The following is a 12,000-nucleotide window of genomic DNA, read 5'->3' on the forward strand; positions in this document are numbered from 1 at the left end:
TTTAAAATCTTTTTTTGGTAATTCCTCATCAGGAAACAGAATATTTTGATGTTAGCCTTTTTTTGCTCCAAAAAAATGTTAAAATAGCATCAATCACGCCAAAAATCACTGCCATATATCGCCCTACCTTTGGCTTAACAACCAACAATTTTATGTTTATGCAGTGGTAGGCTGACGTTGGAATATAGGGCTATTGGAGTTTGTATGTAGTGTTTGGTGCTACCTGATAACTGTAACATATATTGGCTAATCTAAGCAACAATAGCTCTACAGAATACCCGAAATAGTTTAACTTTGTACTTGATACAGCAAAAACTCCCCAAAATATGCAAAACATTCATGAGTATATAGAACATACCAACCTTAAGCCTACTGTGACTTACGAAAGTATAGAAACATTGGTGGAAGAAGCCGTTACTCATAACTTTACAGGAATATGTGTACCTCCTTATTGGGCAAAAAAAGCCAGGCGTGACTTAGGCAAAGCCCCTGTGCAACTGGTTACTGTGGTAGGGTTTCCTTTGGGTTACCAACGAGCTGAAGTAAAAATGCAAGAGATAGAAAGTGCCTTAAAAGAAGGGGTAAATGAGTTGGACATTGTAATTAATATCTCTGCAATTAAATGCAACGCTTATGCGTGGATTAAACAGGAGATGGCTTGGTTTTCTCAAGTCATTCATGCCGAAGAAGCAATGATGAAGGTCATTCTCGAAACTGCTTACCTGAATGACCATGAAATAAGGGAAGCCAGCAAAGTATGTGTAGATGCCGGGGTTGATTTTATGAAAACATCTACTGGGTATGCACCCGAAGGCGCCAAGGTAGAACACGTTCGTTTATTACGTGATATTTTGCCCGATACTGTAGGCATCAAGGCCTCTGGAGGCATCAGGTCGTATGAACAAGCCCAGGAAATGATTATTGCCGGAGCAGATAGAATTGGTACCTCATCTGGTATTAAAATCGTAGAAGAGGCGTTGGCTAAAGGTGTTAAAAGCTAAATATTGAACTACATATTGACACAATTGTATGAATTTCTCAGTATCTATAGAGTGAGTAGCATAGGTAAAAGAAGTAAGAAAGAGCCTTGATTTATTGTAGCATGAAGATTCTCCTTTTATCTTTGTCACTGGATTTTAATATATCAAAGGTCAGGTAGATTTTTTAAATACATAATTAATTGATAGTCAGTAATAAAAGTTATCTGGGCTCATCATTTTAATTGTAATATGATGATAAATTAATTTTCTTTAAGATATGATGAATTTAGAGATTACCAACCCCCTTTATTATGGTGTTCCCTTCTTTTTTGTGCTAATCATTAGTGAGTACTTGCTTACTTATAAACACGACAAGGATCACTATAATGCCAAAGATTTTTGGAGTAGTTTTCAAGTAGCAATTACTTCTGGTATTGTAGCTATCTTTACTAAAACCGCTTCTATAGCAGTGTTTTATATGTTATACAAAGGTTTTGCTGACTTGCGGGTTGAGTGGTTGGGCTACCAATATATTGACTGGACTATTTGGTGGGTGTGGGTATTGTTAATCCTTGCCGATGACTTATGTTTTTACTGGTATCATCGCCTGAGTCATACTGTAAGGGTGTTGTGGGCAGCCCACGTGGTACATCATTCTTCAGAGCAATATAATTTTGGTAATGCCATTCGCAATGGTATTTTTACCCTATTTTATAAGTCACTGTTTTGGTTGTGGTTACCCATTTTAGGTTTTCACCCAGTAATGGTTGTTACTGTAATGGGGATTAGTACCATTTACCAGTATTGGTTGCATTCTTCTAAGCTCCCTAAGCTGGGTGTTATGGAAGAGTTCATGAATACGCCTAAGTTACATGCAGTACATCATTCACGCAACATTGAATACCTTGATAAAAACCATGCCGCCATTTTTATGTTTTGGGATAGATTGTTTGGTACATACAAGGCGTATGACGACAATGTTCCGGCAGAGTTTGGGGTAATTAAAGGACCTAACTCTAACAAATTAGTCAATATCGTTTTTCACGAATACCGTGATTTATGGCAAGATGTGAAGAACGCTAAAACTTGGCAAGATAAGTTTATGTATTTGTTTTCGCCTCCAGGCTGGAGCCCTGATGGATCAACCAAAACAACCAAACAAATGCAGAAAGAGCTTGATCAAGAAAAACAACTTGCTTGAGTATTTTTTATAAAGTTTGAATGCTTAGACCTAAAATAAACAATGTCATTTAATAAATGATTTCTTTTTATAATACAATTTTTACCCCAGACAGGCTCATCCGATGCCTGTCTTTTTTTGCCCCTATATCAGCTTTAACAAATGCTTAGGGCTTGATTAACACCTGCTTAACAACCATTATCAGATTAATGTGCGTTCTTTGAATAAAAGCATGTTGTTACATGTATAATAATATATACAATATACCTGTTTCCAAGAATCTAGAACTCATCAAAATAAATGAAGAAATTATTTATAATAGTTTATGCGACTATGTTTTTATTAGGAGGATGTCTCCAGAAGCCAAAGTATGCCGTCACTACTTCGCCAGCAGACACTAACTTTCAAGTATCTAAAACCAATCAGGAATGGAAAGAAGTTTTAAGTCCATTGGCTTTTCATGTAATGCGTGAGCAAGGCACTGAAAAAGCTTTTTCAGGCAAATACTGGAACTATAAAAAAGAGGGCATATATACTTGTGTTGCTTGTAAAAACCCTTTGTTTTCGTCTAAAGCTAAGTTTGACTCTGGTACTGGTTGGCCAAGTTATTGGGCACCATTGTCCAAAAAATCGGTCAATGTAAAAAAAGACTATAGCTATGGTATGGTACGCGAAGAAGTACACTGTAGTGCTTGTGGAGGTCACTTGGGGCATGTGTTTCGCGACGGTCCGGAGCCAACCCGTTTACGCTATTGTGTCAATTCGGTAGCACTGGACTTTAAAGAGAAGTAAAATATATTTTTGATATAAAAACTATCACTAACGTCAATCATTTTGTTATTTTGGGTACTGGTGTACAAGCTGCCAGTACCTTTTTTTTTAAAACAGTGAAATACTGTAATGATCAAATAGCTTTTAGTTAGTTTTAACTTGCAGCTTGAGAGTGCAGTTTGGGTTTATGCTACCTTGGAAATAACTTTTAGAAACCCAATTATCAACCAGGTGTTGATTTTATATATTCAAACATATTTTTGATGTGATATTTAAGTTTTGACTAATTGTTAAGCCCCAATGAAACAACTGATTGGTTATTGTTTATGTTTTTTGTTGTCAGTACTATTGACTTGTTCAGTATATGCTCAAAACCAACGCCTGGAAGTTCCAGTACGCATAGGGTTTGACGACTTATATATGGCTCCCATAGGTCAAAAAGGAGTAGTGGTGTTTAACAAAACCCGTAGTAATGTGGGCAAAGGGTTTGTAGAATATGTATTTAGAAAATATGACCATTACCTAAAAACAGAGTGGACAATCAAAGGAGTAGTGAAAAAGAGTTTACCTTTTATTGATTTTGCTTACTCTACCAATACCCTGTATTTACTATTTGGTAAAGTACAAAGCCGCACTTATCAGGTGATTAAGGTAAATGCCAATGCCGGGTTTTTAGAGAAATTTGAACTATTCCTGCTTGAAAGGTTAGAAGTAAGTCATTTTGCCGCGTCTCAAAATGATTTGTATGTAGGAGGCATGCTACAGGGTGAACCAGCCATGTTACATACCAACTTGATCCTTAAAAAAACGAAAATACTACCATTAAGCTTTAAGGGGAGGGCTTATGTAGAGGCTGTATACCTCGATACGCTCAACAATTTTGTAAATGCCACTGTAGTAAGCGTGCATCGGGGCGAACCTACTGTTTTGCTTAAGTCATACCAAAAAGGGCAAGAAGTAAGAAGCATTAGCTTGCCTAATCAAAAAGATAAATATTTGCAAGATGCTCAAGTAATAGCGATCCCTCGCAATGAACAGTTGGTAGTGGGGATATACGCACACTCTCAACAGCAAAAAGCCCATCAAGGATTATTTGTAGCGCGGTTGACTGCACAAAACGAGTTGAAGTCAAAACGTTATTATAGTTTCAATGACCTAAAAAACTTTTATGGGCATTTGAGCGAACGAGAACAAAAACGGATTCAACGCAAGGTAAACCGACGCAAAAAAAAGGGCAAAAGGGAGTATACTGTACAAGACAAAATATTGTTGCATAGGATTGTCAAGCAAAAAGATACCTACTTGTTATGTGGCGACATGTACATAGAAAGTGTAAGGGTGCCAGGTGGTGCTTTTTTTACCCCCAGAAGATTTCCACAAAACCCTTTACCCAGAGAATGGGAATATAGCCGCAGCATTGGTATGGTGCTTAATGCCAAAGGTTTTATGCAATGGGACAATGTAATTAAACTCAATAGAGTAAAGGTGCCACAAATTTACCCTGTATCTATGTTTCATGTAGGGACTGATTCTTCGTCTTTGACTTATTATTTTAACGATGCGTTACGTACCAAAACTTTTGCTCAAAGCAAAGCCAACAATGAGGTGAAGTCTGTAAAGCTGAAAACTTCTAACCCAGACGATAGCATCAAAGAGAATATGGGAGTGCAAACTCGACGTTGGTATGGAGACTTTTACTTGGTTTGGGGGTATCAACGGATAAAAAATAAACGTACTGGCAAAAGGAAAGTGTTTTTTGTACAAAAAATGAGCTTTGCCTCGGAATAGATTATTTTTTTTAGAATCCTACTGAACATCCCCATAAAAAAAGTAAATTTGTTGGGGATGCCCGTAGCAACACATCAATAATATTCATACAAAACTTAATAAATCGTTCGGCAAATAATGCTATCTTGCTCAATACCTGTAGCAAGTAGTATAGATCAGATTTTTTTATAAAAACCTCTAAACCAAAATATAAATAAGGTTATGGACAAGGAAAGTGAAAAACCAAAAAGCCAAAGCAAGATGAAAAAATGGATCAAAAGGCTGTTTTTTATCTTTGGTGGATTCTTCTTAGTACTGATCCTACTCGGTATTTTGATTCCTATTATTTTTAAGAAAGACATCAAAGCCAAAATCGATGAAGAAATAGCTAAATCGGTCAATGCCCATGTATACTTTGATATTGACAAGTTTGGGTTGAGTATGTTTAGCAACTTTCCCAATATTACTGTATCGATGGAAGATTTTGGAGTGGTTGGCAAAGACCAGTTCAAAGGAGATACCCTTACTGCAGTCAAAGAGTTTGAGGTAGAGGTAGACATCTGGAGTGTGCTGTTTAGTGACAAAATCCAGGTGAGAGGGATTTACCTTGATTCGCCTAAAATATATGCCAAAGTACTGAAAGATGGTACTGCCAACTGGGACATTATGAAGGCTGACACAACCCAGAAAGACGAGAAAAAACCTGAAAAGGACAAGAGTGATACTACGCAAACTAATTTTAATGTTGGTATCAAACGCTGGAAGATTAAAAATGCTGACATTGTGTATGCCGACGCTGCTACCCCTATGTATGCCAGTATTACCAAACTTACCCACAAAGGAAGTGGTAACTTTACCCAAGCGGTGTTTGATCTTAAAACTAAAACCACTGTAGATAAAATTGATTTTGGCTACGAAAATGTAAGCTATGTAGAGAATAAATCCATAGATGTTGACCTGACATTGAATATGGATATGGAGAAGAATAAGTTTACATTCAAACAAAATGCTATCAAAATCAATGAGTTTGTGTTTAAGTTCGATGGCTTTGTTCAAATGGTAGGCAATGATATCAATATGGATATTAAATACGCTGCCAAAGAAAACGAGTTTAAAAACATTTTATCGTTGGTGCCTGGTGTATATACCGAGATGGAAGAGTTTCAGAAAATGAAAACCGAAGGTAAGTTTGCCTTTGATGGTTTTGTAAAAGGAACTTATAACGAAAAAAAATACCCTGCCTTTGGTCTTAACTTTAAGGTATCTGATGCCCTTTTCCAATACCCTGACCTACCTACACCAGTCAACAATATCAATGTAGATGTGTCTGTTGGCAACAAAACCAGTGACTTGGAAAAAACAGTAGTAGACCTTAAAAAACTTCATCTTGACTTAGGCAGAAACCCGATAGATGCTAAAGCCAGAGTAGAGGGGCTATCTAACTTTAAAATAGATGCCAATGTAGTGGCAAAACTCAACCTGGCCGATTTGAGCAAGATGTTTCCTATGCCTGGCATTACTGTGAGGGGTTTATTTGGCTTAAATGCTACTGCCAAAGGGGTATACAATGCCTCTAGCATGCCCAACCTTGCTGCCAAACTTACCTTAACCAACGGGTATGCCAAGTCTAAGGAGTTTCCGGAAGCACTGGATAAACTTACCTTGGATGCATCGGTAACCAATACTACGGGCGATTATAAAGATTCTGAAGTACACGTGAAAAACTTAAGCTGGACATTGGATAACAAACCTTTTTCGGTAAAGGCAAATGTGGTAAACTTTGCCGATGTTACGTATGATGCCCAAATGAAAGGAGTCATTGACTTAGCCAAGGTCACACATATTTACCCTTTAGAGGGGATGAGCCTTGCAGGAGTCATCAGGGCGGATATTACTACGGCGGGCAAAATGTCTTACATAGACAAAGAACAGTATGATAAGTTGCCTACTAGTGGAGAGATAGACATTAACAAGTTTTCATTTGTAAGTAAAGAAGATTTGCCACAAGGCTTTAAAATTACAGAAGCCATTACCAAGTTTACCCCAAAAACGATTACCCTTGAAAAGTTTCATGGGTTTGCGGGCAAGAGCGATATTCATGCTACTGGTACCATTTCCAACTATATTCCTTATGTTTTTAAAGGGCATACAATCAAAGGAAATGTAGTGTTCAAGTCTCGCAGGTTTGTGGTAGACGAATGGATGGATAGTACTGAAGGAGAAACTGGAAAAGCAGGTAATACCACTATAACTACCACCACCACTTCTTCTGATGGAAGTTCTACTACAGTAAGCGATGAGGTAACCTTGGTGACAGTACCCAAGAATATTGACTTTGTACTTAACTCTCAAATAGATGAAGTGGACTATGAAGACCTTGAGATTAAGAATATCAAAGGTAAAATAATAGTAAAAGATGGCAGGGTGTTACTCAATGGCTTAAAGTTTAATATGCTGGAAGGTGGTTTTACTATGAGCGGTGCTTATGATACGTATGATGTGACCCACCCAAAGTATGATTTTAAAATGAATATTAACCGTTTGTCAATTGGTAAAGCTCATTCAAGTTTTTCGGTAGTAAAAAAACTGATACCAATGGCAGAAAATATTACGGGTTTTTTATCTACCAACTTAAAAGTAAGTGGAGGCTTATCGCAATACATGACCCCACTACTTGATAACTCTCTCAACGGTTTTGGGTCTATCAAGCTTACTCAAACTCAAGTAAAAGGTTCTGGAATGCTGAAAAACTTAAGTATGGTGACAGGCATTCAGGAACTAAAAGAGTTGAATATTGCAGGTGTGAATATTCAAACAGAGATTAAAAACGGTAAAATGACTTACCAACCCTTTGACCTGAAAGTAGGCAACTATAACCTCAATGTACGCGGAAGTAATGATGTAGATGGTACCTTGAACTTTAAAGTAGACATAGATGCCCCTAAGGGTAAAATAGGACAAAGTGCCACCACAGCAATTAGCCGTCTTGCGGGAGTAAACTTCGATAAGTCAGACCGGGTAAACGTAAAGCTAGGAATTACAGGACCTGTCAATGATCCTAAAATCAAGGTGATTGGTAGTAGTGTGCAAGACCAGGTAAAAAAAGTGGTAGATGATAAAATAGAAGAAGGAAAAGACAAGGCTAAAGAGGTTTTGGCTGATGCCCAAAAACGAGCAGATGCAATTATGGCTGAAGCTCGTCAAAAAGTAGATGCTGCCAAAGCCGAAGCCCGCAAAAAACTGGACGAAGCCAAAAAGCAAGCAGATGCTGAGTATAACAAATTTGTTGCAGCTAAGCTCAACGAGGTACAAAACCCATTGCTAAAAGCTGCGGCTAAAAAAGTGGCAGAAAAAACAGGAACCAAAATTAAACAAAAAGCCTACTCAAGAGCCGAGCACGAATTTCAGAAACAACTACAACTCTCCAACAAGATTATAGAAACGGCAGAGGCAAGACGTAAAAAAGTACTGGAAGAAGCCAATCAAAAGGTGGAGAACATAAATAAAAAGAAATAGCCACCTCATTGAATCATTGATATAAGCCTCCTGATTGTTTAGGGAGGCTTTTTTACTTTTATTTTAAAATATTAACTTATCCAACAAAATGATTGCTTAGTTATTGTATACTTAACACGAACTAAACTGAACCAAACCTTGAAAACAAGCAAATTACAACAGTTTGTCTTGCCTGTATTGCTCACTGCCTCTTTTATAATAAGCTGGCTTATTCGCAATGAAATCATTCATTACACTGGTTTACCTAAAGCAAAATTATGGCTTGAGATAGCCGATGATATTCTCCTAACTGGTTTATGGTTATCGACAGCGTTTCTTTTTTCCCGTTTTTTAACGGTAATTGTGCTTGATACCTGGATGTCGCGTCGTATAGAAGGGCGTGTACCTACTTTTTTGCATAATATGGTAGCAGTCATTGTATTGGGTGTAGCCATTACAGGCATTATGGCTTTTGTGTATAACCAATCGGTTGCAGGCATTTGGGCAACATCAGGAGTGATAGGGATTGTTTTAGGTTTTGCTTTACGTTCTATGATTGCTGATATTTTTACAGGGCTGGCCATCAATATAGAGCAAACCTATAAAATAGGTGAATGGATCGTGCTCGAAGGTGGTTTAGAGGGTTGTGTAGAAGAGATTAATTGGCGAACAACAAGTATACGTACTCCACAAAATAATATTGTGAGAGTACCTAATAGCAATATTGGTGTAAAACCTATTGTAAACTATGCTTACCCTGACAATAAAAGTCGTTTTGAAGTACTCATCAGCCTGGATTTTTCTATAGAAACAGCGCGGGCTTTGCGGGTGTTGCAGTCAGCAGCTAAGTCGGTGTCCAGTCAGCACGGGTTTTATGAAAACCCTGAGCCTAAAGTGTTGGTCAAAAATATCAATGAAATAGGGGTAGAGTACGAAATACATTATTGGATTAACTCCTGGAAAGGAGTATCGCCTCCAGTAGCGCGTAGTAGGGTACTTGCCAGCGTATTGGAACAGTTGCGCCATGCGGGTATTTCTATTGCTTACCCCAAGCAAGATATTTATCATGACAAAATGCCGACCCGCCACTTAGACTCTGCCACAGGTGACGACTGCATCCCCTTATTACGAAAAGTAGAACTATTCAAACCCTTGGGTGAGTCAGAGCTGGCAGTTTTGGGCAAAAGTATCAAACGAATAGAATTTACCAAGGGCGAAGTAGTCATTAGAACAGGCGACGAAGGTGATTCTATGTTTGTGGTGTTAGAAGGGTTACTAGAGGTCTTTGTAGATGTATTTGGCGATGGCGATGAGTTGAGGGTGGGGTTAGTAAAACCAGGGCAATTTTTGGGAGAAAAATCATTGCTCACTGGTGCCAGTAGGTCTGCAACTGCTAAAGCGGCCACCAATGCTATTTTATATGAAATTACCCGTGATGACTTGTTACCGGTATTGCACCAAAAAGGTGAGGTGCTAGAAACCATTAGTTTAATTATTGCTGAAAGAGAGTTACGCAATTCCAGCATATTTGAAAAAGCCTCTAAAGAATTACGAGCTTCAGAGACTTCTTCTTTATCTAAACAAATTTTGGTCAAGATGAAAGACTTGTTTTCCGACTTTTAAGCCTTACAGTTCAAAGCTTTGCCCTTTTTCAGGAATCTCTACTTGTGAGTATCCTTCTTTGCCCAAAGTTTCCTTGAAGTCGTCCATAGATGAGGATTCACCATGCACTAAAAATAGTTTCTTTAGTTTTTCGGGTGATTGCCACTTTACAAATTTAATCAAATCATTCAAGTCACCGTGTCCGCTAAAAATATCGGTGCGTTCAATGGTAGCATTTACCGCAAGTTCGTGACGATCGGCCACAATGTATTTACGTCCATTGAGCAAGTCGTGCCCCAGTGTACCCTCTGCCGAATAGCCAATCAATAGTACTGTAGCCAGTGAGTTCTGAATATTTTGTTTGATATGATATTCTATGCGTCCTCCCTGAATCATTCCCGAAGAAGATACCACCATATAGGGGTGGTTATAGTTAGAGATTGCTTTACTTTGTTTGGAGGTTTCGAGGTAAATTAAGTTTTCAAAATCAAAAAGGCTTTGGTTAGATTTGTGAAACTCCTGTGCTTCCTTATTAAGCAAACTTAAGTGTTTTTGGTATACCTGAGTGCTGGCTTTTGCCAGTGGACTATCTGTGTATATCTTAATAGGAGGCAATTTGCCCTCTGTACAAAGTTTGTTGAGGGTAAAGAGTAATGCCTGAGTACGTCCAACACTAAACGCTGGAATCAATAAACGCCCAGGTTTATCCACACAGGCTCTTTTGATTACATCCAGTACAATTTCTTCAGGGCTACCCTCCGATTGATGATAACGATTACCATACGTAGACTCACATATCAGGTAATCTACCTCTGGTGTAGGTTCAGGGTCGCCCAAGAGAGGATAATTGTAACGCCCTAAATCACCTGAAAAGCATAATTTTTTTGTTTGGTCGTTTTCTTCTACTTCTATCAAGGCATTGGCTGCCCCCAGCAAATGTCCGGTGGGTATAAGCGTTATGTAAATGCCATCGCCTATTTTTTTGCGTTGCCGAAACAGCAAAGTACGAAAGTGCCCTAACGCCTCATTTACGTGAGGTGCCAAAAAAAGCTCCCGTTTGGCGTATTTCTGTTCTTTATGAACGGGATTAAACTTTTTACTTTTAGCAATTTTTTTTAGTTTTCGTTGGTTCAACGAAGCCGCATCATGTAGCAATAGATTGGTCAGGTCATAAGTAGCGTCTGTGCAATAAATAACCCCCTCGAAACCTTCACGCACCAAGTTGGGCAAAAAACCCGAATGGTCTATATGAGCGTGAGTAAGTACTACTGCGTTGATTTGGGAAGGTTCAAAAGGGAATATACCCTTATATAAGCCATTCTCATCAGTGAGAGGTTTGCGTTCCCGCTCCAGATCATGCCCACAGTCTATCAACACCTTAAAATCATTATCCAGTTCAAGCAAATGCATACTCCCGGTTACCTGACGAGCTGCACCCCAAAATGTCAATCGCATATCGTTATAATTATGATTACATAATGTAAAATTAAGAATAAATATGAGATATGGTAGCGGTAATCGTGCTATATGATTTTTTTGAGCAGAAGATATAGAGTAGTTGAACTCCCTTTGCGTGGCTGATAAAGTCAGGAAGCATTTTGTAGGTTTTACAATGACAATGATGCTTTGAGTAGTGTAAGCGAAAATTGCTTGTTGGAATGGTTATATAGCAGGTTTCGATAGTTTGTAAAACAACATAAATCTGGTGTCTGCATTGTTGTTTGTATGCCTTGTGTAGTATATCATGAGTGCTGCCAAAAAGACAGCGTAAAAGTAAAAAAACGGGAACTGCCCAAAGGCAATACCCGCTTTGAATAAATGTATGATGAAACCTTGTTTACAATACGCCATCAAGTTTTTGAGCCAAAGCAGCTTTAGGTACATAGCCTACCTGCTTGTCTACAATCTCGCCGTTTTTGAAAAACAATAAAGTAGGAATGCTTCGGATACCAAATTTAGCCGAAAGATTAGGGTTGCTATCTACATCTACCGATGCAACGATGGCTTTACCTTCGTATTCTCCAGCAAGCTCCTCTACGATAGGGCTTAGCATTTTACAAGGCCCACACCACTCTGCCCAAAAATCAATCAAGATAGGTTGTTGCTCAGAATTATTTACAATTTCTTCAAAGTTTGCGTCGGTGATTGCAAGTGTATTTGCCATGACTGTATAAAATTTATGGTAATGAAAATTGTTTAGCTTGT

Annotated in this window: 8 protein-coding genes; 6 read left to right on the top strand and 2 right to left on the bottom strand. The window is 38.3% G+C overall.

From position 1 onward, the window contains the following. The first annotated feature begins 326 nt into the window (after positions 1-326). From deoC to Q0954_RS15750, 6 genes are all read left to right on the top strand, one after another. Positions 327-1,001 (top strand): deoxyribose-phosphate aldolase, encoded by a 675-nt coding sequence (deoC, locus tag Q0954_RS15725; RefSeq protein WP_299458447.1) that lies wholly within the window; start codon positions 327-329, stop codon positions 999-1,001. A gap of 256 nt (positions 1,002-1,257) precedes the next feature. After that, positions 1,258-2,181, top strand: coding sequence for a sterol desaturase family protein (locus Q0954_RS15730; RefSeq protein ID WP_299458448.1), 924 nt, complete (start codon positions 1,258-1,260; stop codon positions 2,179-2,181). A 279-nt stretch (positions 2,182-2,460) separates the two neighbouring features. Further along, a complete protein-coding gene (gene msrB / locus Q0954_RS15735; protein WP_299458449.1) occupies positions 2,461-2,952 on the top strand; it encodes a peptide-methionine (R)-S-oxide reductase MsrB in 492 nt (163 codons plus the stop codon). Between the two features lie 279 nt (positions 2,953-3,231). Beyond that, positions 3,232-4,719, top strand: coding sequence for a hypothetical protein (locus Q0954_RS15740; protein ID WP_299458450.1), 1,488 nt, complete (start codon positions 3,232-3,234; stop codon positions 4,717-4,719). 201 nt (positions 4,720-4,920) lie between these two features. Further along, complete coding sequence (locus tag Q0954_RS15745; protein ID WP_299458451.1) at positions 4,921-8,214, top strand: AsmA family protein; 3,294 nt, start codon at positions 4,921-4,923, stop codon at positions 8,212-8,214. Positions 8,215-8,352: 138 nt separating this feature from the next. Then, positions 8,353-9,816, top strand: coding sequence for a mechanosensitive ion channel family protein (locus Q0954_RS15750; RefSeq protein WP_299458452.1), 1,464 nt, complete (start codon positions 8,353-8,355; stop codon positions 9,814-9,816). Between the two features lie 3 nt (positions 9,817-9,819). On the opposite strand, the gene Q0954_RS15755 is transcribed toward Q0954_RS15750, so the two are convergent. Beyond that, positions 9,820-11,250, bottom strand: a complete 1,431-nt coding sequence (locus Q0954_RS15755) for an MBL fold metallo-hydrolase (RefSeq protein WP_299458453.1) — start codon at positions 11,248-11,250, stop codon at positions 9,820-9,822. Between the two features lie 382 nt (positions 11,251-11,632). Then, positions 11,633-11,959, bottom strand: coding sequence for a thioredoxin (gene trxA / locus Q0954_RS15760; RefSeq protein WP_299458454.1), 327 nt, complete (start codon positions 11,957-11,959; stop codon positions 11,633-11,635). Positions 11,960-12,000 lie beyond the last annotated feature (41 nt).

This window comes from uncultured Microscilla sp., from assembly GCF_947493425.1.
GTDB lineage: Bacteria > Bacteroidota > Bacteroidia > Cytophagales > Microscillaceae > Microscilla.